The sequence below is a fragment of the Alcaligenes sp. SJTW-7 genome (genome assembly GCF_047716895.1).
Classification (GTDB): Bacteria; Pseudomonadota; Gammaproteobacteria; order Burkholderiales; family Burkholderiaceae_B; genus Alcaligenes; species Alcaligenes ammonioxydans.
The window spans coordinates 1,323,270-1,346,103 of the sequence record NZ_CP136682.1; the positions used below are offsets into that span (position 1 = coordinate 1,323,270).

Below are 22,834 nucleotides of genomic sequence, written 5' to 3' on the forward strand. Positions count from 1 at the left end.
GACGCTGCTTTTCGAGCTTAATCATGCTTTTTGCCGGGCGGTCCGTGGGGCTGGGAGTCAGGCGAAGGTGTCAACCAGCGCATCCGGGTTCAGTGAGCGGGTAGCGCTGCGGTTCACCAAGAGGTCGGTCTCCTCTGGGGATGCCACCGTGTTCAGGCTGAAGGCGGTTTGCTCGCCCTGGCTGCCTTGGGCTGCCAATTGCTCGCGAAAGGCCTCATGCGAGGCGTGCTGGTCACCCACGTCCGCCTGGCCCAGAGTCAGGCCGTTTTCCGCGAACTGCTGTTGCAGTTGTTGCAGGGACTGCTCCAGGGCCTGACGCACTTGGGCGTGGGGTGAGGTAATCATGGCGTGGGCCATGCCGTCCTGCATCTGCAAAGTAATGCGCAGGGGGCCCAGTTCAGGCGGGTCCAGGCGGATATCAGCACTTTGAATGCTGCCTTGGGCTTGCTGGGCCAGTGTAATCATCTGGCGTCCCATGGCAGCGCCCCATTCAGGGGATTGAACCGGTGTGGCAATGGCCAGCGTCATTGCGCTGGGTAAGGCGGCGGGACTGTTAGCCGGGAGCGTGCCGGGCGTGGCGCTCAGTTGGGCCAGCAAGGACGCATCCAGAGCGGGCAGATTCAGGTTCACGCCTGCACGAGCATCCTCCGCCATGTGTCGACCCAGGGCCGCCAGAGACGCTGAAGCGTCATCCATCAGATGAGCTTGAGACGACGCTGTGCTCGCGACGAGCTTGGTGTTAAAGGCGGTGTCGTTTACGACGTGGGCCGCATTGACAGCCGCTTTGCGGACGGGGGTGGCAGCCAGCGGATTACTGTTCTCAAGGGATTTGGGCAAGGCCAGTTCAGCACTCAGGTCAACATCTGCTTGCGCCGCAGTGGTTTCCAAGGGGGTCGCCACGGCTGCGGCGCGGGTACTGCTCAGCTCGGCGGCCAGAGTCTGGCGCGTGTGGGCGGCGGTCACAGGTAGCGTGCGCTCTGTCTGCGCTGCTTTGATCTCGGTTTTGCTGTTCTTGATGGCTTGCACTTGCGACAGAATGGACAAGGCCATTGCGGGCAGGCCGCTATCGGCCGGTGCCTCGGTGTCCAGCTCCAGGTCGCTCTGATCGGCGATCATCAAGGCCGGGTCTGTGATCAGGGTGTCCAGCTCACTGGCCCCCGCTGGCCCGGCTACTGTCTCAGCCTGTTTGGGGCTGCGTGCGAGAGCCTGGGTGTGAGCGTGGTCCTGTCTGGCAGCGGTCCCTGTCTTGCCGGCCCCTTTGCCTTGCACGTGTTGCTGTTGCGTTTGCAGATGCTGGGCAAAGCCTTCGTCCTTGGGCGCGTGCGCAGCCGCAGGCCCGGCCGTAGGGGCGACGGGGGCCGAGGGTGCGGCAGGAGCCGCAGGTAAAACCGAAAGAGTGGGCGAAGTCATGGCGGCGCTTGTTTAATAGGCGGTCTGGCTGCGGGTAAAGAGACGAGCAGCGATTTCGTCGCTGTTTCGTTGTTCCATTCTTTGCTGCTGGACGTGTTGAGTCTGGAGACGACGATCGATCAGGGTTTCATAGGCTTTCAGGCGTTGCTGGTGGCCATACCAGATCTGTCGTCCCTGTTCCATCTTCTCTTCCAGCGCATGGATAACACTATTTTGCTGGGAAATGGCCTGGTCCAATGTCACGATAAAGCGGCGGAAATTGTGATAGTTCGCCATGGTTACCCCCGCCTGACCCACATTGAGCAGGCGCTGGGCATAGTCCTGTCGATAGGTTTGCAGCATTTCCAGTTGCGATTGGGCCGCATCGCGCTGCGTGCGCAGTTCCTGCAACTGACGGGCGGCGTCGTCAACCTGATTCTGACTGAGATCGACCAGCGTATGTAAGGAGGCGTTGGCTTTCATGCTTATTGCTCGCTATTTAAAACGGCATTCAACTCATCAAAGGCGCGTGGCATATCCACACGTTGCTGCATGCCCTGGCGCAGGTAGGCTTCTAGCCAAGGGTAGCGATCAATGGCCTGGTCAATGGCCGGGTCGTTGCCCCGGGTGTAGGCGCCCACCGCAATCAGGTCGCGGTTGCGTTGATAGCTGGAGAGCAGACCCTTGAAACGGTGCACCATCTTGACTTGCTCAGGGTCCACGATGCTGGGCATGACCCGCGAAATGGAGGCTTCAATATCAATGGCAGGGTAGTGGCCGGTTTCGGCCAGACTGCGCGACAGCACAATATGGCCGTCCAGGATTGCTCGGGCCGAGTCGGCAATCGGGTCCTGCTGGTCGTCGCCCTCGGTCAGCACGGTGTAAAACGCCGTGATTGAGCCGCAACGGCCCTGCGCATTCGGTTCGCCATTACCGGCGCGTTCCACCAGTGCGGGCAGTTTGGCAAATACCGAAGGGGGGTAGCCTTTGGTAGCGGGCGGCTCGCCGATCGCCAAGGCGATCTCGCGCTGCGCCATCGCATAGCGCGTCAGCGAGTCCATGATCAACAGGACATTTTTGCCCTCATCGCGAAAAAACTCGGCCAGACGGGTGGCATAGACCGCGCCTTGTAAACGTAGCAGGGGAGAGACGTCAGCCGGGGCAGCGACCACTACCGAGCGTTGCAGACCTTCCTCGCCCAGGTTGTGCTCAATGAATTCCTTGACTTCTCGGCCCCGTTCGCCAATCAGGCCGACGACAATAATGTCGGCCTGGGTGTAGCGCGCCATCATGCCCAGGAGCACACTCTTGCCTACACCGGAGCCGGCAAACAGCCCCATGCGCTGACCACGACCGACGGTGAGCAGACCATTGATGGCGCGCACGCCGACATCCAGCACCGTGTCGATCGGGCTGCGCTTGAGCGGGTTGGGTGTGGTGTGGCTGAGCGGGACGCAGGATTGGGCGTCGATCGGACCCAGGCCGTCCAGCGGGTTGCCGCTGCCGTCCACGACCCGGCCCAGCAGCCCCGGGCCAACCGGAACGTGGCGAGAGCGGGCCTGGGCAGGCAGCCTGTCGGGTTGATCGGAGTCGGGCAGGGGAACGGGGGGCTGCAGTTGGGCCTCGACGGGCACCACGCGTGCCCCTGGCGGCAGGCCTGAAATTTCGCTCAGGGGCATCAGGTACAGGGACCGGCCCTCAAAGCCCACAACCTCGGCTTCTGCCCAGATATTCTGGGCGGCAGACAGCTCCACTTTACAGGCGGCACCTACTGCCAGTTTTAAACCTGTGGCTTCCAGCACCAGACCGGTGGCGCGCACGACACGGCCGCTGCGCAAACTGGGCTCGATCGCTTGTACCCGTTGTTGCGCCGATAGCAGTTGGGCACGCCAGCGTTCGGGGGTGGGGGCCAGCTTGGCAGGGACCATTCAGGGCTCCGAGGGGACCGCTAAGCCCAGGCTGGCCAGTGCCCGTTTCCAGCGGGTTGCAAAGGTCGCGTCGATATCGCCGTAGCTGGAGCGCACTCGGCATTCGCCACGTTGTAGCTGGGCATCTTCCTGCAGGCGCCAGGCGCGGGGCTCTCCCTGTTCAATCAGAAATTCACGCACCAGACTGATGTCGTCCGGGTGCAGGCTCAGTTCCAGGGCGCTGGTATCACCGGGATCGCTGCGCAGCACCTCGGCGACCAGATCGCGGATGCGGCCGGGCTCGGAGGTGATGGTGCTTTGCAAGACATGCTCGGCAATGCGGGTGGCCAGCTGAATCAGCGCCTGCCCCATTTCCTGATTCATCATTTCGATGGATTGGGCGCAGTTCTGGTTCAGGGCAACAAATTCCTTGATGTACTGATCGATTTGTTCTTGCGCCTTGGCCATGCCGGCGCTGATGCCGGCCTCATAACCCAGGGCATGGCCGCTTTCCTGGCCCGCAGCCAGTCCTGCTGCGTGACCTTGATCGAAACCGGCCTGATAGCCTTGCTGATGGCCTTCTTCCTGTGCCTGACTGCGCTGCTCGTCCAGTTCGCGCTGCAGCTCTTCCTGGGTGGGAGGCACAAATTCTGGTTCTTGCGGCTCGTTGGCAGGGGCCGGGTCATCGAGCCCTTGCATCTGCCAGCGGGTCCAGCTGTCCTGCAGCTCTGAGTACGCCGAGGCTTTGCGATGGCTGGGCATCTATAGGCCCCCTTGACCAGCGCCGCGCCCCAAGGCCGGACGCAAAAAACAAACGGCCCACGCCAGCCGGGCCTGTTCAGACGCGGCCATCCTAGACATACTCGTCCCCGCTCAGGCCACCCAGTGTGATCTGGCCGGCTTCGGCCAGACGGCGTGCCACCTGCACAATGGCTTTTTGCTCCTGCTCCACCTTGGACATGCGGATCGGGCCCTGGGCGTCGATATCCTCGCGCAACATTTCGGCGGCACGGTTGGACATGTTGCGAAAGAACTTGTCGCGCAGCTCTTCGGGCGCGCCTTTGAGGGCGATGGTCAGTGCAGAAGTTTCGATTTCCTTGAGCAGCAACTGGATAGCGATGTCTTCCACATCGGCCAGGTTCTCGAACACGAACATCTCGTCCACGATGCGCTGGGTCAGGTCGGCATCCATGCCGCGCAGGCTGGTCAGTACGGACTCTTCCAGGCTGGCGTTCATGTAGTTCAGCATCTCTGCTGCCGTGCGCGGCCCGCCCATCTTGCTGCGTTTGGCGCCCTGGCCGGACAAGATGCCGTTCAACACTTCGGTCAGCTCGTTCAGCGCGGTAGGCTGTACGCCGCCAAAGGTGGCAATGCGCAAGACCACATCGTCACGCAGGCGATCCGGGATGTGTCCCAGAATATCGGCGGCACGGTCACGTTCCAGGTGTACCAGAATGGTGGCGATAATTTGCGGGTGCTCGTCGGCAATGAGCTCGGCCACGCTGGAGGCGTCCAGCCAGTTCAGGGCGTCAATACCGCTGCTGGCGCCTTCGCCGTTCTCCAGCAAGTCCTCGATCAGGCCAGCGGCACGGTCCGAGCCCAGCGCTTTGGTCAATACCGAGCGGATATAGGCGTTTGAATCCAGCGCCACGGCCATGAACTGGTCGGCTTCCTGACGAAAACTCTCCAGCGCCTCGTCCATATCGGCACGGGTCAGCTGCTTCAAGGAGGCCATTGCCGTACTGAGCTGCTGCACTTCACGGGGCGAGAGGTGACGAAACACTTCGGCAGCGGCATCTTCCCCCAAGGACATCATCAAAATCGCACTGCGTTCGATGGAGTCGTCCGGTTTAGCCGTTTTCATTTTTTTCATCTTTGTTTAACCAGGAGCGCAACACCATAGCCACGGCGCGTGGATCGTCGTGAGCCAGCTTGCGGGCGGTGTTCAGATTCTCTTCGTAACGGCTCATTTCAGCAGCGCGCTGTTCAGCGGCATGCTCACGAGCGGCATCCTCTTTCTGACGCTCGACGCGGGCATCCGCCACCGCCTTGGCCTGAATCAGGCCCTGGACGATGGGGTTGATGACGATGCGCCACGCCATGAACAGAATGAATGCAAAGACCACATACTTGATCAATTCCATGGCCAGCTCTCGGTACTCCGGATTTTTCCAGAAGGGGGTATCAATATCGCCTTGCTCGTTGAACTGACCGTTCACCACGCTCAGGCTGTCGCCTCGCTCAGCCGAGTAGCCTACGGCCTGTTTGACCAGATCGCGGATTTTGTCCAGTTCTTCCTGGTCCAGCGGCTGGTTGTCCTTGTCGGTGTTGCGATAGTTCACCACCACGGCCACCGACAGGCGGCTTAGCTGGCCCATGGGCCCTTTGACGTGGCTGATCGTGCGGTCCACTTCATAGTTGACGGTGGAGTCGTTGCGCGCATTACCGGTGTTTTGCAAAAGACGGGCCTGCTCGGCCAGGGAAACCAGTGAAGGGTCCGTGCTGGCAGCGGCATCGGCCGTCTGTGTCGTGTTAGTTGCGGCCGTGTCATTACCGGCGGCAGCGGGCGCTTGTGGCTGAGTGGGAGCGGCTGGCGGGTTGACCAGATTGGCCGTGGCATTGTTGGGGGCCTGATTGCTCAGGGCACCGGGAACGCCCTGGGGCTGTTGCGGATTGCGTTGCAGGGAGGAACTGGTCTGCTGGCTGCGTACCGCTGCCTGGCCAGGTTGCTGATTGGGCTTGTAGACCTCGGAGGTCTGTTCGCGCCGTGAGAAGTCCACCTCGGCGGTCACTTGTGCACGCACATTGCCCGGGCCCACCAGCGGGTTCAGCAAGGTCAGAATACGTTGTACGGCGCGGTACTCGATGTCGTTGACAAAGTTGCGCTGCTGATTGTCCGCGCCCATCTCTCCCGCGGGTGCGGTGAGCAAACGACCATTCTGGTCGATGATGGAGACCTTGTCGGCTTGCAGATTGGGCACGCTGGAGGAGATCAGCCAACTGATGGCCGAGACCTGACCCTCACTCAGATCGCGGCCAGGGTAGAGCGACAGCACCACCGAGGCGGTGGGCGACTGGCGATCGCGTACAAACAAGGTCTCACGTGGCATGGCCAGGTGAACCCGGGCTTCCTTGACGGCATGCACGGCCTTGATGGAGTTGGCCAGTTCGCCTTCCAGCGCCCGCTGATACGTGACTTGCTCCGTGAACTGGCTGGCCCCAAAGCGGCTTTGATCCAGCAGCTCGAAACCGGCATTGCCGCTGCGCGGCAAACCTTGCGAGGCCATTTGCATGCGCACATCGTGGACCCGATCCTCAGGAACCAGAATCGCGGTGCCGTTTGTGTTGAATTGGTAAGGCACATTCATCTGGCCCAGGGCCGAGACGATGGCGCCGCCATCACGGTCGTCCAGATTGGAGAACAGAACCTGGTAGGTTGGGCCACGGCTCCACATCAGGATGGCGACAATCAGGGCGATCAGAGCCGCGCCCAGCCCGATCAATGCCGTCTTGGGCAGGGTGCGCAGCGTGTCGTAGCCAGGAATTTTATTCAGCATCTGTGCTGTCTGACTCATGGATGACCTTGGTGAGGCAGAGGCAGGGTTCTGCATGGAATCAGGGGAGTTCAAATCAGGACGTGCTCAGGCAGCATTAAGGGAAAGGGCGGCGGGCATGAAAGGATCAGGCGCTTACACCGGCATACTGGCAATTTCTTGGTAGGCGGCCACTAAGCGGTTGCGTACCTGGACGGTGGCCTGAAAGCCAACGCTGGCTTTTTGCAGGTCAATCATCACGTCATTCAAGGAGATTCCGGGCTCGCCCATTTCAAAGGCCTGGGCCTGAGCGCTGGCCTCGTTTTGCGCCTGTGACACCCGGTTCAAGGAGCGTGCCAGCTCGGCGGCAAAGCCCCCAGGCGCAGCGCTGCTGGCCGGGGAGGACACAGAACTGGAAGCCCCGGCAGCCTGCGCGACAGCGCGCATCTGGGCCAAAAGGTTTTCAATGCTGGAGAGATTGGAAATCGACATGTTCGCTTGCCAGAAAGTCAGGATGGGCTGCACGCACAGGTGCGGGCAGCTTGCCGTGCTTAATGTAACGTTTTGAACGCGAGGCTAAGCAGGGTATCTAAGCCCAAAAACAGGGGCTTTTCAGCCCTTCTAAACGAGGGCATCAAGGTTTTGAGGCATCGTGCAAGGCCTGCAAGGCTTGTGTGGCTTGGGGATGGCCTTGTTCCAGCGCATACAGCCAGGCCAGCAATTCGGCGACGGCCTGATAGAGCTGGGGAGGAATATGACGGTCCAGGTCCACTTGCATCAGCAGGCCCACCAGCTCGGGGGACTCGTGGACGTACAGGTTATGCTCCCGGGCCGTTTCGATGATTTTTTCAGCCAGGGTGCCGTAGCCTTTGGCGACTACGCGCGGAGCCCCATCCTTGGGGTCGTAGCGCAAGGCCAGGGCCTGCGGACGATGGGTCGGTGATTCAGGCTTCATCGGGCAGGTCCTGCGGCAAGGTCGGGTCAGCCTCGATCTGCAACTGGCTCAGAATCAGGCCCTGGCCCTGCAGGCGTTCACGCAAGGGCAGGCTGTGCTCGTCCAGGTAGGGAGCGGACTGCTCGGCCTGGATATGGACCAGCAACTGCTGATTCAAAAGATTCAGGCGCAGGGTGATCGGGCCCAGGGTGGGCAGGTCCAGTCGCACGGTGCTGGACCAGTGCTCTGTCTCTTCGTCTGATTGGGCTTCGTGACGCTGAATGCTCCAATCCATCTCCGCCTCTGGCCAGGCCTGGCCCTGCCATTGCAGACTCTGGTGGGCCAGTGTGTCCAGTTGCTGGCGCAGCAGCAGGCTGTTGGCCGGGTCCGGGGCAGAGGGGGGCGTTTGACTGGCAGGGCTGTGGGCGGATGCCGGTTCGGCCGAAGGGCGGTGCTGGTTTTGTGGTTCCAGCTGCAGTTCGCTGACGCTACGTTGACCAAAGTGCAGATCATTGAGGTGAGACTCGTAAAACAAGCCGCTGTGTTGCAGGGCCTGGGGTAACGCCTGGGCGAAGTGTTGCGCCAGTGCGGCCGTGCTGCCGGTGGGCAGGGCTCCGGTGGCCGTCGTGCCCGTGGCCGCCGTCCCGGTGCCGGACAGGCCTGCGGGGTTTGCGGGTGTGCCGGCCGTGCCGCCAGCCGTCGCGCCTGGCCCCGCGTGGGCACCTCCCGTTGCGCTGCTGCCGGGCAAGGGCAGCCCTTGCTGAGTCAGGGTGGCCATGGTGCTGGCGGCCGTTTGTGCCATGCCGGCGCGTCCACCTGCCTGACCATCGGTGCCGGGGCGGGCGGCTTCGCTGGCGTCTGCTTGCAGTGTAGGGTGGCTGGACAATAAGGCCTGTCTGCCCTGAATGGCGGGCGTTCGATCCGGAAAGCGCTCCAGCAGGGAAAGAATCAGTTGAGCGGTGCGTCCCAACGTTGTCGGGGCTGAGCTGGTGGTGCTCGTATTGGGGCCGCGTGCAGTCAGGGCCGGATCGGTCAGGCTTTGACCGGTTTGTGTACGCAGGTTCCGGCTGTCGCGACCCTGGGTGTGGGCACGAGCCTGATCTACGCTTTGGCGTTGATCTCGCGCGGTCTGATTTTCAAGGCGCTCGGCGCGTTGACTGCCCGGTGTCTGGCTGATCGCATCCGGTCGGGCGCCCGTGGCGATATTGCTTTGCTGTCCTGTGCTGATACCCAGAACGGCATCCAGCCGCTGAATAAGCAGCGTCCCCAAGGGGGAGGGGCCGCCAATGCTCATGGATGAACGCTAGGGCTGTAGTACGCTTGCAATACCGTTTGCTGGCGTTTCATATTGCCCAGCAGGGCGCCCAGCCGGCTCAGTTCCGGGGTGGCCAGGTGACGGATCTGGGCGTCATCGGCCAGAATCTGCGTCAGCAGCTGACGACGTGCCTGCTTTTCGGTTGCAGACAGATCTTCCATGTTTTTGAGTTTTTCCACGGCGAGTTGATAGTGTTCGGATTGCTCAAACACATCCTCCCAGCGTGCTGATTGGGCAAGCTCCAGCATGTGACGGGTGATGCCGGCGATTATTTGATATTGGTCGACGATCGGGTTAGAGGTATCGCTCATGTTCGTACCAGGCGCAAAAGGCGCAAAGGAGGTTGGAGGTGCGGATCAGAGACGCGCTCTGGTCTGCGAGCCCCGGAGTCAAGCTGGCTGCTTGGCACGTTGGGTGTCAACATTGCTGCGCCAGGCATCGGCAATATCGGTCAGCATACGTTCGGCCAGCGTCAGCTTTTCCGCGTCATTGCGAAGATTGGCCAGCATCAGGTTGTGCAGGATCAAGTCATAGGTTGCGACCAGATTGCGAGCCAGCTCTCCGCCCTTTTCGGTATCGACGGCCATTTTCAGCCCGCTATCGACGATATCGATGGCCTTCGATAAGGATTGCCCCCGCCCGGCAATATTGCCTTGTTCCATGTGTAGACGGGCTTGCAACATGGCTGTGCGCGCGCCGTTGAACAACAGGGTAATCAGATGTTCGGGACTGGCGCTCAGGACCTCGGTTTCCAGGCCTACCTGGGCGTAGGTGCGAACCGATTGTTGGCCAAAGCGACGGGAAGGGGCAGGATAGCTCATAGGGGTTTATTTATTGCTGTTCATATTGCCCAGCATGGACAACTGCTGGGTGAGGTAATCGCTGGTGCCTTTCATTTGGTTCACCATTCTGTCTAACTGAATAAATTGCTTACGATAAGCCTCAATCTTGTTGTCTATGCGTTCGGCAGTGGCAAGGGCTTGTTTTTCAAGGGTTTTCCCAATTTTGTCAGCGCCGTCGGTTGCATTGTCGATAAAACCGCCTTTTTTGACGTATTCATCCGCTGCTTTGTTAATACGGTTTCCAATAGCATCCTCACCAACAAACAGGCGTTGGACATCGGCCATATTATCTTTCAGCGCAGTTGCCAGTTTCTTGTCATCAACAACTAAGTCTCCTGTTTTTGGGTCGGCTGTGATGCCCATGGAGGCTAGGGAGCGTAAATTTCCTTCAGTAGTTGGAATATTCAATGTGGAACGTAAACTGGACTGAATCCGGCGGGGCATGGAGTCGCCCGTTAAGGCAGAGCCTTTTTTGTTTTCGACATCGTAGGAGGTCAGTGAGCGAATCGTACTATTTAAGGCGTTATAAGCTCCAACGAAGTCTGAAATAGCCTTGCTTGGGATGCTGTCGTCTCGTGTCACATCCAGGCTGATCGCGTCTGAACTGGCTTTGTTGAGAGTGATCTCCAGACCTTCTACAGTGTCTTTCAGGGTATTGCTTTGACTGATGATGTCAATGCCATTAATAGTGGCTTTGGCGTTGACGGCTTCACTCAGTTGTTTCATCCCTTGAGCAGGGCTGCTTTCAGTGGCTGCTGTAAAAGAAAGCAGACCGTCCAGATTAGCATTTTCGTCTACAGAAATAGACTGGATAGAAGCCTGCTCTCCGGTTTCGGAGGCGGTTAAAACTAATTGATAGGGGCGATCGGGATCACCGTTATTAATGATAGTCGCCGTAACGCCTAGTTTAGGGTCAGCATTGACCGCTTGCATGACTCCCTGCAAAGAGGTGTCCTTGCCAGTCAAATCCAAGGTATGTGCTGTTCCATTTTGCAGGGTAATGGTTACTTTTCCATCAATACCGAGTGGGGTTGTGCGATCACTTATTTTGCCAGTACTCAGTGAGTGTTTGCTGGCAAGCTGTTCGACCACAATACTGTACTGGCCAGGGGTCGCCTTGTTGTTTCCTGTGACAGAGATACCGTCGCCTGCGGCCTTGACTTTTACTGCCCCGTATAGACTTGGGTCATTGAGTGTTTTTCCTGCGCTTTGCAGGGCAGTAATAGACGCCTTGAGTTTGCCGTAAGCGGAGATCCGACTCACATTTTCGATTTGGCGATTCTGAATAGCGGTCAGGGAGACATTCTCTGCTTTTCGCAGGTCTTCCAGTAACTCATCCAGCTTCAGGCCTGAGCCAATACCGATTGAAGAAATAGCCATATCAAATACTCCTGTAGTGTCCTATTTTGTCGCGAATATGCCGCGCGCAAAGCCCATGTCAATGGGACGTTTCGATGCCAGTTTGGTTTTTAAACCTTCACGCTGACGGCGTTGCCCTGCAACTGAACGATCATTTTGGCAATCTGGATAACCGCGTCGGACGGCACGGTGCGCAGTACCTCGCCGGTCGTGTTGTCCACGATCGAAACTACCAGTCGCTGCGCCTCGTCATCCATATCAAAGCGAATGCCCGTGGACCAGGCCTGCAGGGAGTTGTTGATCTGCTCCAGCGTGTCGTCCAGCGTGTTGACCATGCCGGGCAGGGGTTCGCGCTTGTCGGGCCAGCGCTGCTGCAACTGGGTATCCGTACCGGTTTCCTTGGCAGGCGTCACTGTCGTGGCTGCTGACGGCAGGGGGGTGCCAGGGTTTTGTTCCACCGGGGAAGCCAGGGGCACCAAGGCCGTCGTTTGAGATGAAACTGAGTTGATCATGACATCACTCCAGAAGGGGCTTGGTGGCAGGCCGCAAGAGCATGGCAGGGCTTGGCACCTGTAACGCTCCAATTACGGCACCCACGCGCGTATCTTTAGGAGGTATTTTGGCTTTTGGCCCGGTCAGGCCCGTTTAAAGCCTGAACAAGATGGCGAAAGACAGTTTGATTTGGGGACTGTGTGGCAGGAGTGGCAGGCAAAATAGCCCCATCTTTATTGTCCGGATTCGTGCCTGTCCATGCCTCGTTCAGAAGACGTCCTGGTTGAGCAGTACGCCCCACTGGTGCGCCGCCAGGCGCTTCAGCTTGTGTCGCGCCTGCCTCCCAGTGTCGAGCTGGATGATCTGATGCAAGCGGGCATGATGGGCCTGCTCGATGCCGTACGCCGCTACCAGGTGGTGGCCGAGGCCCAATTTGAAACCTACGCCGTGACCCGTATCCGCGGGGCCATGCTGGACGAATTACGCAGTCAGGACTGGTTGCCGCGCAGTGTGCGCACCAAAGCTCGTCAGATTGAAGTAGCCGTCAGCACCTTGCGTCAGGAACTGTTGCGTGAGCCCACCGAGTCGGAAATTGCCCAAGCCCTGTCCATGAGCATGGACGATTACTACGAGCTGCTGGACGAGGCAGTGGGGGTTCAGGTGATTCACTACGAAGACCTGAAACGCCACGCTGACCCATCAGCCGATGCGCTGGAGTTTCTGGAGGACAATTCGCGGGAGCAGGCATACTTTGACAACCCCTTGAACCTGTTGACCTCCCAGGGACTACGACAAGCCTTGATTACCGCCATCGATCAACTGCCCGAGCGTGAAAAACTGCTTTTTGCGCTGCAATTTGAGCAAGACTTGAACCAGAAAGAAATTGCATTGGTGCTGGGGGTCACCGAAGGTCGGGTGTCTCAACTTCGTAGCCAGGCCGTAGCCCGTATCCGTGCCTGCCTGGCAAAAGACAAGTGGGACGCTATTTCTGACAGTGCGGAGTTTCAGGTACTTTTGTAAGCCTGCGCCTACCGGCTGCTAATCTTCCACTTTCTTGACTGATTATTCTATTAGCATGTCCGAGTTCAAGAAGAACCCGGCACAGGTATTGCGTACGGCTGGAGAAAAGCCTGTTGCCGTATTGAGCCATAACCGACCCGCCTTTTATATGGTGACGCCTCGCTTGTGTGAGTCGTTGGTCGAGGAAATGGCTAACCGGGATTTGGATGAGTTGGTGCGTCAATGGCTGGCGGTCAAAGATACGGCGGTCGAGGTTGGTCTTGAGCAGCTCTGAGAGACAGCCCATAAATACAACTTAAAGTTCGTGCCCGAAGCGTTGCGGGAGTGTGAGCGGCTGGATGGAAGCGTTAAAACCACCTTCAAAAGTCTGCTTCGCAAAAGACTGGATACAGTGCATGTGTCGGGTCCGCCTTGCGAGGCGATTTGTTGAACTGCTACAAAATCAAGCTGCCTCAAGCAGGGCTATCGTCTTGTTTATACCGTTGAGGATGATGTTCTGGTGGTTCTGTTCTTGGCGGTAAACAGGAGGGAGGGCATGGCAGTGTACTGCGCTGCTATTCAGCGATAAAGTGAGGATTTGGACTAAGTGTCGAGCAGGCGGCAATTGCAGTCTGACTTCTCTGTGATGTCCTGTCGTGTTGATTCAGATGGAAAAAAGCCAGCCCGTTATTGGGCTGGCTTTTTGTCGTGCATTCACTTCGCTTGTTAATTCAAAGTGAATGGTTCGGCAGCGTCAATTAACGCAGCAGCGACAGTACAGTTTGTGGCACTTGGTTAGCCTGTGCCAGTACCGACGTGCCAGCCTGTTGCAGGATCTGAGCGCGAGTCATGTTGGAGACTTCGACTGCGTAGTCGGCGTCTTCAATACGCGAACGAGCTGCGGACAGGTTGGTGACCGTGTTGCTCAGGTTGGCGATCGTGGACTGGAAACGGTTTTGGACAGCACCCAGTTCACTACGCAGAGCATCAACGCGAGAAAGCGCTTTATCCAACGTCTCCAAGGGGTCTTTCGTCGCCATCTCGGATTTAGCAGCAGACTCTGTAATCAGCTTTGTGTTGCCAGCGTCGGTTTGAGTGATGTACATCGTATTAGCGCTCGCCCCAGTGCCATCCTTGACTTCATCGCCGGCAGCTGTTGCGTGATACGTTGCGCCGGCAAGTTGCAGAGTCGTAGCGCTACGCTTGCCTCTTTGCAGGTCGAGATCTGCAAGGGTTGCTTCACGATTGCTAACCGAAGAACTGGTCGTGAGCGAACCGTTGACGGCAGAAGTATAAACGGCTGTGTCGGTAGCGAGGTTAGCAGTACCAGTAGCGTCCGTGAGGGTAAACGTGACCGTTTTATTATCGATTTTTGCGGTCGCTACTCCAGTGTTGGCTGTTGTCTGAGCGGTGGTCACTGTGAATTCCATGCCGTTCAGCTTGAATGTGTCACCTGCCGCCTTGTTAGTCATTGCCCCGCTCAAAGAGGTGGCAAATGTGCTTGCTGCTGCTGTCGACGTGTATGTAGCGGTGCCGTTGCTGACGTTAGCTGCAGTCACCAAGCTGCCGTCCTTAGCGCTTACATATAGTTGCGCAGCGCCGGCTTTCACCACGCCCGAGTCAATGTCGACGGTTACAGGATCGCTTACGGGTGCCGGAGACGCGGCACCATCAGTAACAGTGAGGCCAGTGTACGTGTGCGTGCCAGTCGCGCCTTGGCCAACGAGGTCGCTAACGGTTGCCTTAGTGGCTCCGTTAACGGTGAAGCCATTAAGTCCAAGAGCCTTAGAGTCGATTTTTTGAAGATTGATGGAGATGGTTTCGTTGTCGTGTGCGCCAACTTGGATCTTCAGATCACTATCGTTTGCAAGTACCTTCACACCGTTGAACTGAGTCTGTTCCGAAACGCGGTTGATCTCATCAAGGCGCTGGCCGATTTCGTCTTGGATGGACTTCAGGTCTGAAGCCGAATTTGCTCCGTTAGTGGCTTGGACGGTCAGCTCACGAACACGCTGCAGGTTGTTGTTGATCTCGTTTAACGCGCCTTCAGTCGTCTGAGCGATGGAGATACCATCGTTGGCGTTACGCGAAGCCTGGGTCAGACCCTTGATGTTGGCGGTGAAGCGGTTGGCAATAGCTTGGCCAGCAGCGTCGTCCTTGGCGCTGTTGATGCGCAGGCCGGAGGACAGACGCTCAATGGCTTGACCCAGTGCGCCTTGCGATTTGCTCAGATTGCCTTGGGCAACGAGGGAAAGCGAGTTCGTATTGATAACAGACATGGTAACTCCCAATGTTGAGTAGAGCGGCGAAACGGTTTCGCCCTTTGCCCAGGAAAGCGTTGGCGTTCTGCTAGGCCCCAGGGGGCTGATCGCGCATTCGACACACTGCGTTCTTCCTGTACAGCAACATTAACGGAAGGGGTGAAAAACTCTTTAGGGGCCTGTTGAGAAAATTTTCTTCACGTGGCCTTCACGCCTTGATTGCCGCGGCTTCAAGCAGGGTGCTCCGGTGTGCTGAGCAGTCGGCTTGCTGTCGTGCTCTGGCCCTCAGGCCCGATTTTTCCCTGGTCGCTTCTCGAAAATGGAGCAACTGGCTCCGTGCCCCAGCATCCAAACCCGTGGTTTTGTCTGAATGGCGTCGTGCTAAAAAGCAGACGGGGCCATCGATTGACGGCCCCGCATGGAAAAAATTGAGCATGACACTCAATAAGGCGGATTCAAACCCCTGATCCGCCCTGGTGCTTACACGGCAATGGGCTTGCCGTCCGTACGCTGGATCACCACGGTCGAAGAACGTGGACGTACCGTGTTCATGCTGACGACGGTGGCGTCCTGCGTGTCATAAGCGGGCCAGTTCGAGGGGTGCTGAATGTTCAGGAACAGGCTGGTGTGATCCGGGGTCATGGCAAAACCGGTGATCTCGGCTTCATTGGGCCCCACAAAGAAGCGGCGCAGCTCGGCCTGATTGGCCGCGTTGATGGCCGGGCCGGTACCTGTGCTGTCAGCCAGGGCGCCGGGGATAACGGCCAGCATCTGGTCGTTGGTGGCGCGGGCGACATTGTTTTTACGTCCACCATCGATGCCATTGTCCGTCTGGATCCAGAGGATGCCCCGGCTGTCAAAAGCCAGGCCGTCCGGGCTGGCCAGTTGGTTCAGATCCGTCAGGCCAGAAAGGTTGGTGTCCGCATCCGCACCGGCATCCGAGCCGAACACAAAAATGTCCCACTTGAATTTGTTCGAGTCTGCCTCGTCGTGCCAGCGAATCACGTGGCCGTTTACGTTGTTCAGACGTGGGTTGGCCGGGTTGGTGCCCGTAGAGGCATTACGGCTGGTGTTGTTGGTCAGCGTCAGATAGATGTCGCCGTTGCTTGGGTGGGTGGCGGTCCACTCGGGGCGATCCATCGGGGTGGCACCCACAAAGTCAGCGGCACCGCGTGTGTTGATCAGGATGGCATCGAGGCTGCCAAACTCTTGAGCCAGCGTGCGCCCATTTTTGCCAACCGTTGTTCCTGTCAGGGCTAGCCATTCGCCCGAGCCGTCTTCGTTGAAGCGGGCGACATACAAGGTCCCCTTGTCCAGATACTTGGCGCCAACGGCCAGACGGTCGGTGCGCTGTGCGTCTTTCGGGTCCCAGTTGGCCTCGGAGACAAAGCGGTAGACATACTCAAAACGCGAGTCGTCACCACTATAGAAAGCCAGTGGCTTGCCAGCCTCAGGTTTGCTGTAGGCGCATCCTTCATGCGCGAAGCGACCCATGGAGGTGCGTTTGGTGGCGATGCTGGTGGGGTCGTACGGGTCGATCTCGACCAGATAGCCAAAGCCGTTGACCTCGTTGCGCCAGTCTTCGGTGGGGCCTTCGCCGGTTTTAGTTACGTTAAAGCGCGCGAATTCGCCCAGAACTTCCGATGGGTCTTGGGCGGCGGTTTCCCACTGGTAACGGCCGGTAGGGCCGGGCGATACGCCCACACGCTGCTGGTGTGCGGGACGATTGCTGGTATTGACAAAGCAGGCGGCCCAGTTCTCTTCGGCGGTGATGTAAGTGCCCCAGGGGGTCGTGCCGTTACCGCAGTTATTGTTGGTGCCACGCACTTGCGTGCCGTTGGGCGAAAAAGGCGTTTTGGTCCAGTCCGTGCCGCCGATGGGGCCGGCCAGCTTCATGGGGGTGGCGGAGGTGAAGCGACGGTTGTAACGCGAGTTCTGGACGATGTCCCAGCGGCCCTGGTTGCGACGAATGTGGATGATCGCTACGCCATGGGCATTGATTTCCTTGCGCACTTCCTCGGCAGGCCGTTTGCCATCGACCAGGGTCGGGCCATTGGGGTGCAGGGCATTGGCGTCAATGTATTCGTGGTTGACGGCCAGCAAGCCCTCAGTGGAGCTGCCTTCCAGTGGGAAAAAGTGCATGCCGTCATGGTGCATGCCCATGGAGTTGAGCAGATCACTGGAGCTGTTGTTGCCGTTTTGGTCCCAGGGCAAGGCGTTGTCGTTAATGGGCGTTCCCCACGGGGCCAGCACATGGGCGGTATAGCCGGGAGGCACAACACAGCCATCTGTCATGGAAGTGGGCAGGGACTCAAACCCCAGTTTGAGCTTTGCCGGTGGTTCTGGATCAGGATTGGGGCTTGGGGTAGGGGTATGGCCACTGCCGCTATCGGACGAGCTGCTGCCGGTGCTGTTGCTGTCACAGCCAGCCAGGCCAAAGCCGGTCATGGTGGCCAGCGCAGCGGCCAGGCCTCCGCGCATGACGGCACGGCGAGACAGGCTTCGTTCCAGAATTTCGCTAAAAGGGGTGTTCTGACTGGCGTTACGTACAGTCTTGTCGGAGATATGTTTGCTCATAGTGATGAATAGCGCCAAGGCTGAGTTAGGGGGTAGCGCTCATCCTAGTCGGTCAACGTGAAAGGTCTATGACAAAGGCCGGAATGTTGCCGGGGTCTGGCCGGCAAACGTGCCGCAGATCGGGTCATAGCGCGGGTTGGCGGGCTGGATGCGCGTGACCAGTCCTTTTTTTGGGCCTTTTTCCACGGACTGAAACTGGGGGGGGCAGGGTCTAATTCTGATTAGTAAGTCAAGGCGGCGCTTATTTCTGCAGGGTCAATGTTGATTTGCGTACGACGGCGTACATTTTTATCAGCAGGGCCGAAAGGTAGGCGGTTTTATTTCCCTCTTTAATTGGTCTCTCAGTATCAAAACGACTTTCCGTTCTTTTTGGTTCCGGTTTTTTTAAAACCCTTAAAGGGGTTTTTCTCCCTGTGCACACCCTATGACTGGGCATTTTCCTGAGGCTGTGGAAGTAGCTATTTGTTGTACTATGTTTCTTTTTTTTATTCGGGAACTCAATGAAGCAAGGGGTTTTACTGCGCAGTGGCCGTGCCGATGCTTTCATGGCTTTAGGTGAGGGCGGCCGACCGGTATTTCGCTCCGCTTTACAGTTGCGAGAAGCTTTGCGCCGTCGGGCCGGCCATGTTGCCGATCATCTGGCGATTCCGCAAAGCAATGAAACAGGCTCCACACTGGACTGGTACAGCCCGATCCCAGGTCAGGTGGTGCCTTGGACGGCAGCAACGGCGCAGGAACGTGAGGAAGGCCTGAACCAATTAACGGCTTTTCAGGCCAGGCTGGATGAGATGACGCCCGCTGTGGACGCCGATGAGCAGGAAAAGGACGCCTTGGGCGACAAGGCCCTGTTCTCCAGTCTGCTGCGCCGTGTTCTGTATTTCCCGGATGAAAACTTTGTCTATCTGGTCAACGGCAAGCCCGTTCTGACCTTCTGGGGCTTTTTGCACCACGGAGCGGACCAAACCCAAGATCCCTTGCTACCCTTGAGACCCGCTCCTCAGGTGGCGCCTGCCGTCGTGCCTGCCCCGCTGCCGCCAGTCGAGCCCGCCGTGGCTCCGGTTGTGGCTCCCGTGGCAGCAAGCTGGTGGTCCCGCTGGTGGTGGCGTTTGCTGGCCTTATTGCTGCTGCTGGCCTTGCTCCTGTTTGGCTTGCGCTGGTGTTCGACGCCCCTTGTGCCCAATACCCCTGTGGCGTCGTTGAGTTCCAGTGTCGGCAGCTACCTGCCCGAGAAAGTGCGTAACTGGCTGGGTTGGTCCTTGCCCACGCTGGATACGGGCGTTCTGCTGCCCAATGCTCGTGTCGATGCGACGGGGCGTGTTACGGCAGGCTCGGTGCCCGTGGTACCGGGCGCGCCAGGCTCGGGTATGGCTCCAGGGGTAAGGGCGCCTGACGCTGTTGCTCCGGGAACGGGCGTTCCTGTCGTGCCGGGTGCTCCAGAGGGAGGCCAGGCTCTGGATGCTGCGCCGCCAGCTGATCCGGCCGCGAACGCGCATGCCCATCCCCAGCCGCCGCAGTTGCCAGACGGGCCTGCCAACCCGCCTGCCGATCCTGCCGCGCCTCCGACTCTGGATGCCAATCCGACTAGCCCTGCAACGTCTGCGGCAGTTCCCCCCGGTTCTCTGGTGGTGCCGCCCGATGCCTTGCAAACGGGCAAGATGGATTTCCTTAACGGCCAATGGGCCGCCCGCATGGGAGTGCAGGACAGTCAGACCGGTAAACCCGTGCAACTGCAATATCAATTGAAAGACGGTGCAGGCCATGTGCAGATCAAGCGCGGGGACGGCGTGCAGTGCGAGGCTCCTGTGTCGGCCTTGGCCGATCAGGGCCGTCTGATCTTGAATGCTAATTCCGCCGCCAAATGTACTGACAATGCGGCCTACGATATGCCCAAGATTGTGTGTGATCCCGGTGCCGCAGGAGCTGCCGCCCAGTGCGCGGGCATGTACGGCTCCAATGCCTTTCCTCTGATCTTGCAGCAATCCGAATGATGAGTGCCTGAATCTTATGTTGCCTGAATTACTCAAACACGATGGCTTGGTTACTTTGATTGAAAATACCGGAGTCCAGTTCATGGACTTCGGTTTTGACATCAACGCTCCCACTTTGGGTAGCAAGAAGCTGGGCACCTTGAACCATTCTTTTTTCAGCACAAATGGCCAGAACTGGCGTTTGCTGTTTGAAGGTCTGCAGTTTGGCCAGGAGCAGACCCTCTTTCACCAGCCCGAAGGCGAGGTGGGGGTCTATCAGGGAGGGGGGCGCAATGATCAGGAATGCGATGTGTCCCTGAGTCGTACCCTGGACCTGTTCGATGGCCTGTGGCTACCGGTGCCCTATGTTCGTTTTGTCGCCCCCCATCGTTTCGATCATGGGCCAGCCAGTTGGAGCCGCCTGCGGGTGGTGCGTCTGGAAACGCCCGATCGGGACGGCAACACGCACCGTATTACGCTTGCCTGCGACACCAGCGTGGTGGACCTGACTGAAGGCGCGGCCTATCTGGCCCCCTTGCGAGAGGACATCAACGCCGGCGCCCTGTTTCGCCTTGCTTGCGATAGCGCCCATATGGACTGGTTCCTGAACCGCGACTGGGTGCAGGAATGGCTGCTGGAAGTTTATAAAGACAACGTCAACAAAACGCGCAACATCGACTTTGGCGAAGAGGTCAGCGCCTTGCGCTCGGCTCAGTTGCACTTTTTGAACCTGCTCAGTCTGTTCGCGCCCCCGCATGAGAGTGTGGAAGAGCGTACGGAAGCCTGGGTACGCTTGCCGGACATCAAGGTGTTGGCGGCCAACTGGCAAAGCGAGCAGATCATTCCGGTAGATCTGGTGCTGGATGTAGGGAACTCGCGTACTTGCGGGATTCTGATTGAAAACCATGGCCAGGACGATTCGGGGCTGCGGCAAAATTACGTGCTGCAGTTGCGCGATTTGTCCCACCCGCATCAGGTGTACAGCAAGCCATTTGAAAGTCGTGTCGAGTTTGCGCAGACGGACTTTGGCAAGAATCATCTGTCCCTTAAAAGTGGCCGTCCCACCGCTTTTTCCTGGCCTACGCTGGTGCGTGTTGGCGATGAGGCTGCGCGTTTGGCTGCGCGCCGTCGTGGCACCGAAGGCACCACCGGCCTGTCCAGTCCTAAACGCTACTTGTGGGACGAAAACGAATACAAGCACGGCTGGCGTTTCAGTCAGCAGTACGACCGTTCCGATGCAGAGCCGCGTGCCCTGGCAGCACCGTTCTCCCTGCACATTGACGAGCGGGGCGAAGCGCTGTTCACCTTGGAAGAAGACGACCGCCTGCCGGTGTTTGAGCCGTTCTATTCGCGCAGTTCGGTCATGACATTCATGCTGACCGAAGTGCTGGCCCAGGCGCTGTTGCAAATCAACAGTCCGGCCCAACGGGTGCGTCAGGGGCATTCCAACAAGCCGCGTCGCCTGAGCAACATCGTGTTGACGGTACCGCCCGGCATGCCTTTGGTAGAGCGCAGCCTCCTGTCTGAGCGTTTGCGTCAGGCCATTGGTCTGCTGTGGACCAGCCTGGACTGGTATCAGGGTGAAGAAGATCCTTATGCGCTCGAGCCTGTCGAATCGGGTCGCATGCCAGAGAGCCTGCGTGTGCCTTTGCCCGAATTCCGGGTGGAATGGGACGAGGCAACCAGTTCGCAGTTGGTCTATCTGTTTACCGAAATTACCCAGAACTTTGCCGGCCATGCCGATGAGTTCTTTGATGCCGTTGCGGCCCCCTACAAGGAAGATCGGGAAACGCTGACCTTGGGCATTATTGACATTGGTGGGGGCACCACCGATATCGTGATCAGCGACTACACCTTGCGTCGCCCGGCAGGAGCGGGCGGTGGCAGCAACCTGACCATCTCGCCCAAACAGCGTTTTCGCGACAGCTTCCGCGTGGCCGGTGACGATATCTTGCTCGATGTGATTCAGCGTTATGTCCTGCCCGCGTTTGAACACGCCCTGAGTCATGCCGGTGTGCAGGATACGGACGTCTTCCTGTCGCGTCTATGCGGCAATGAAAAAGCCGATGCCAATAAAGCCGTCTTGCGCCAGCAACTGGCCCTGCAGGTCTTTGTGCCGCTGGGGCTGGAGTTTCTGAAACGCTATGAAGCCTACGATCCGCACGAGGACCCGCGCGCTGTTCAGTCGGTGCCCTGGGGCCAGTTGCTGGACTTTGAACATGTGCATGGCGATCAGGGCAATGTTCCCCTGTCCCATGCCTCGGCGGGGGCGGCCGATGCCCTGCCACGCGTTTCCGGCAAAGTGGTGCAGTATGTGCTGGACGAACTGCACAAGCATGTCGGTCAGCGCGTGGAGCTGGAGCTGGCCCATGTTGAGCAGTCCTTTGATCTGGCCCATTTGCACCAGGGTTTGGTCACGGGTTCGCTGAACATTAACGACCCTTTGCGCGCTTTTTGCGAAGTGTTGAACTATTACGACTGCGACATTGTGCTCATGGCCGGGCGTCCTTCGCGCCTGCCAGGCGTGCAGGCCTATGTGCGCTCACAGATGCCTGTCTCGCCTGCGCGATTGTTGCCTTTGCACAATTACCGCACCGGCAGTTGGTATCCTTTCCACACCAATGGCCGGATCGATGATCCCAAGAGTACGGCCTCGGTGGGCGCCATGCTGTGCCTGCTTTGCTACAACATGAATATTGACCAGTTCAATTTCAAAGTATCGAATCTGCGGCCGCGCTCCACCCTGCGCCATATCGGGATTATCGATTCCAATAATCAGATCAAGGATCAGGATCTGGTCTACAAGGATGTGCTCCAGATTGACCCGGATACCCGCGAGGAAATGGTGACGCTGGAAAGCGTCAGCAGCGAGGACTCGGACGGCTATCACCTCTTGATGCAGGGCAGTTACCTGCGTCTGGGCTATCGACAGCTGGATGTCGAACGCTGGCCCGCCTCGCCCTTGTATTACCTGCATTTGAACGAGAAGGTGCGTCGCCAGATGGCGGATGCGCCTGACGATGATGGGCAACTGCCTTCCATGGAAGTGAGTTTGCAGGTCAATCAGAAAGTGCGTGACAAGCAAGGTCGCCGCATGATCAGCGACCGCCTGGAAGTGCGTCGCTCCAATCCGCGCGACTTCAAATTGTCCAGCCCTGTGCCCAAGGCCGTGCGTATCCAGCTCAACACCATGCTGGAAGCAGGTCTGGGTGATTCTCCATATTGGCTCGATAGCGGGAGCGTAGTGCTCAAATGACGG

The 22,834-nt window shown here is 58.5% G+C and carries 19 protein-coding genes; 4 read left to right on the forward strand and 15 right to left on the reverse strand.

Annotated elements, in window-relative coordinates:
- Positions 1-57: 57 nt before the first annotated feature.
- The 13 genes from RSQ48_RS05865 to RSQ48_RS05925 all read right to left on the reverse strand — a co-directional run bounded on the left by RSQ48_RS05865 (position 58) and on the right by RSQ48_RS05925 (position 11,791).
- Positions 58-1,410 (reverse strand): flagellar hook-length control protein FliK, encoded by a 1,353-nt coding sequence (locus tag RSQ48_RS05865; protein ID WP_415302219.1) that lies wholly within the window; start codon positions 1,408-1,410, stop codon positions 58-60.
- A gap of 12 nt (positions 1,411-1,422) precedes the next feature.
- Positions 1,423-1,872, reverse strand: a complete 450-nt coding sequence (fliJ, locus tag RSQ48_RS05870; RefSeq protein ID WP_003804635.1) for a flagellar export protein FliJ — start codon at positions 1,870-1,872, stop codon at positions 1,423-1,425.
- Between the two features lie 2 nt (positions 1,873-1,874).
- The gene (fliI, locus tag RSQ48_RS05875; protein WP_003804631.1) at positions 1,875-3,317 is read right to left on the reverse strand and encodes a flagellar protein export ATPase FliI; all 1,443 of its coding nucleotides are present in this window, start codon (positions 3,315-3,317) and stop codon (positions 1,875-1,877) included.
- Entirely contained in the window at positions 3,318-4,058 is a 741-nt protein-coding gene (fliH, locus tag RSQ48_RS05880) for a flagellar assembly protein FliH (protein ID WP_003804630.1), read from the reverse strand.
- Between the two features lie 91 nt (positions 4,059-4,149).
- The gene (fliG, locus tag RSQ48_RS05885; protein WP_039943984.1) at positions 4,150-5,160 is read right to left on the reverse strand and encodes a flagellar motor switch protein FliG; all 1,011 of its coding nucleotides are present in this window, start codon (positions 5,158-5,160) and stop codon (positions 4,150-4,152) included.
- Positions 5,147-6,871 carry a flagellar basal-body MS-ring/collar protein FliF gene (gene fliF, locus RSQ48_RS05890; protein ID WP_003804626.1) on the reverse strand — a complete coding sequence of 575 codons (1,725 nt, stop codon included), beginning with the start codon at positions 6,869-6,871 and terminating at the stop codon, positions 5,147-5,149. Before fliF ends, fliG begins: the two co-directional genes overlap by 14 nt.
- 114 nt (positions 6,872-6,985) lie before the next feature.
- Complete coding sequence (gene fliE / locus RSQ48_RS05895) at positions 6,986-7,321, reverse strand: flagellar hook-basal body complex protein FliE (RefSeq protein WP_003804624.1); 336 nt, start codon at positions 7,319-7,321, stop codon at positions 6,986-6,988.
- A gap of 142 nt (positions 7,322-7,463) precedes the next feature.
- Positions 7,464-7,784 carry an EscU/YscU/HrcU family type III secretion system export apparatus switch protein gene (locus RSQ48_RS05900; protein WP_219235867.1) on the reverse strand — a complete coding sequence of 107 codons (321 nt, stop codon included), beginning with the start codon at positions 7,782-7,784 and terminating at the stop codon, positions 7,464-7,466.
- Positions 7,774-9,057 carry a flagellar hook-length control protein FliK gene (locus tag RSQ48_RS05905; RefSeq protein ID WP_415302220.1) on the reverse strand — a complete coding sequence of 428 codons (1,284 nt, stop codon included), beginning with the start codon at positions 9,055-9,057 and terminating at the stop codon, positions 7,774-7,776. The genes RSQ48_RS05900 and RSQ48_RS05905 overlap by 11 nt, the downstream gene beginning before the upstream one ends.
- The gene (locus RSQ48_RS05910; protein WP_003804618.1) at positions 9,054-9,389 is read right to left on the reverse strand and encodes a flagellar protein FliT; all 336 of its coding nucleotides are present in this window, start codon (positions 9,387-9,389) and stop codon (positions 9,054-9,056) included. Before RSQ48_RS05910 ends, RSQ48_RS05905 begins: the two co-directional genes overlap by 4 nt.
- 78 nt (positions 9,390-9,467) lie before the next feature.
- Complete coding sequence (fliS, locus tag RSQ48_RS05915; RefSeq protein WP_003804615.1) at positions 9,468-9,899, reverse strand: flagellar export chaperone FliS; 432 nt, start codon at positions 9,897-9,899, stop codon at positions 9,468-9,470.
- A gap of 6 nt (positions 9,900-9,905) precedes the next feature.
- Entirely contained in the window at positions 9,906-11,300 is a 1,395-nt protein-coding gene (fliD, locus tag RSQ48_RS05920; RefSeq protein WP_415302221.1) for a flagellar filament capping protein FliD, read from the reverse strand.
- Positions 11,301-11,389: 89 nt separating this feature from the next.
- Positions 11,390-11,791, reverse strand: a complete 402-nt coding sequence (locus RSQ48_RS05925; protein ID WP_301607055.1) for a flagellar protein FlaG — start codon at positions 11,789-11,791, stop codon at positions 11,390-11,392.
- A gap of 238 nt (positions 11,792-12,029) precedes the next feature.
- Here RSQ48_RS05925 and RSQ48_RS05930 point away from each other — a divergent pair, with 238 nt between their 5' ends.
- Positions 12,030-12,791 (forward strand): RNA polymerase sigma factor FliA, encoded by a 762-nt coding sequence (locus RSQ48_RS05930; protein WP_219235873.1) that lies wholly within the window; start codon positions 12,030-12,032, stop codon positions 12,789-12,791.
- Positions 12,792-12,846: 55 nt separating this feature from the next.
- Positions 12,847-13,065: a type II toxin-antitoxin system Phd/YefM family antitoxin gene (locus RSQ48_RS05935; protein ID WP_301607057.1), complete on the forward strand. Its 219-nt coding sequence runs from the start codon at positions 12,847-12,849 to the stop codon at positions 13,063-13,065.
- Between the two features lie 463 nt (positions 13,066-13,528).
- On the opposite strand, the gene RSQ48_RS05940 is transcribed toward RSQ48_RS05935, so the two are convergent.
- Positions 13,529-15,049, reverse strand: a complete 1,521-nt coding sequence (locus RSQ48_RS05940) for a flagellin (protein WP_415302222.1) — start codon at positions 15,047-15,049, stop codon at positions 13,529-13,531.
- 462 nt (positions 15,050-15,511) lie between these two features.
- Positions 15,512-17,608, reverse strand: a complete 2,097-nt coding sequence (locus RSQ48_RS05945; protein ID WP_415302223.1) for a PhoX family protein — start codon at positions 17,606-17,608, stop codon at positions 15,512-15,514.
- Between the two features lie 500 nt (positions 17,609-18,108).
- On the opposite strand from RSQ48_RS05945, the gene RSQ48_RS05950 reads away from it, so the two are divergent.
- A complete protein-coding gene (locus RSQ48_RS05950) occupies positions 18,109-19,596 on the forward strand; it encodes an SrfA family protein (RefSeq protein WP_415302224.1) in 1,488 nt (495 codons plus the stop codon).
- A gap of 16 nt (positions 19,597-19,612) precedes the next feature.
- A complete protein-coding gene (locus RSQ48_RS05955) occupies positions 19,613-22,831 on the forward strand; it encodes a virulence factor SrfB (protein ID WP_059317891.1) in 3,219 nt (1,072 codons plus the stop codon).
- The last annotated feature ends 3 nt before the right edge of the window (positions 22,832-22,834 follow it).

Coding starts and splice junctions, on each gene's coding strand:
- RSQ48_RS05935 (WP_301607057.1), top strand. CDS start 12,847: ATGTCCGAGTTCAAGAAGAACCCGGCACAGGTATTGCGTACGGCTGGA.
- RSQ48_RS05945 (WP_415302223.1), bottom strand. CDS start 17,608: ATGAGCAAACATATCTCCGACAAGACTGTACGTAACGCCAGTCAGAAC.
- fliI (WP_003804631.1), bottom strand. CDS start 3,317: ATGGTCCCTGCCAAGCTGGCCCCCACCCCCGAACGCTGGCGTGCCCAA.
- fliF (WP_003804626.1), bottom strand. CDS start 6,871: ATGAGTCAGACAGCACAGATGCTGAATAAAATTCCTGGCTACGACACG.
- RSQ48_RS05940 (WP_415302222.1), bottom strand. CDS start 15,049: ATGTCTGTTATCAATACGAACTCGCTTTCCCTCGTTGCCCAAGGCAAT.
- fliE (WP_003804624.1), bottom strand. CDS start 7,321: ATGTCGATTTCCAATCTCTCCAGCATTGAAAACCTTTTGGCCCAGATG.
- RSQ48_RS05905 (WP_415302220.1), bottom strand. CDS start 9,057: ATGAGCATTGGCGGCCCCTCCCCCTTGGGGACGCTGCTTATTCAGCGG.
- RSQ48_RS05925 (WP_301607055.1), bottom strand. CDS start 11,791: ATGATCAACTCAGTTTCATCTCAAACGACGGCCTTGGTGCCCCTGGCT.
- RSQ48_RS05900 (WP_219235867.1), bottom strand. CDS start 7,784: ATGAAGCCTGAATCACCGACCCATCGTCCGCAGGCCCTGGCCTTGCGC.
- RSQ48_RS05930 (WP_219235873.1), top strand. CDS start 12,030: ATGCCTCGTTCAGAAGACGTCCTGGTTGAGCAGTACGCCCCACTGGTG.
- RSQ48_RS05950 (WP_415302224.1), top strand. CDS start 18,109: ATGAAGCAAGGGGTTTTACTGCGCAGTGGCCGTGCCGATGCTTTCATG.
- fliH (WP_003804630.1), bottom strand. CDS start 4,058: ATGCCCAGCCATCGCAAAGCCTCGGCGTACTCAGAGCTGCAGGACAGC.
- RSQ48_RS05910 (WP_003804618.1), bottom strand. CDS start 9,389: ATGAGCGATACCTCTAACCCGATCGTCGACCAATATCAAATAATCGCC.
- fliS (WP_003804615.1), bottom strand. CDS start 9,899: ATGAGCTATCCTGCCCCTTCCCGTCGCTTTGGCCAACAATCGGTTCGC.
- fliG (WP_039943984.1), bottom strand. CDS start 5,160: ATGAAAACGGCTAAACCGGACGACTCCATCGAACGCAGTGCGATTTTG.
- fliD (WP_415302221.1), bottom strand. CDS start 11,300: ATGGCTATTTCTTCAATCGGTATTGGCTCAGGCCTGAAGCTGGATGAG.
- RSQ48_RS05955 (WP_059317891.1), top strand. CDS start 19,613: ATGTTGCCTGAATTACTCAAACACGATGGCTTGGTTACTTTGATTGAA.
- fliJ (WP_003804635.1), bottom strand. CDS start 1,872: ATGAAAGCCAACGCCTCCTTACATACGCTGGTCGATCTCAGTCAGAAT.
- RSQ48_RS05865 (WP_415302219.1), bottom strand. CDS start 1,410: ATGACTTCGCCCACTCTTTCGGTTTTACCTGCGGCTCCTGCCGCACCC.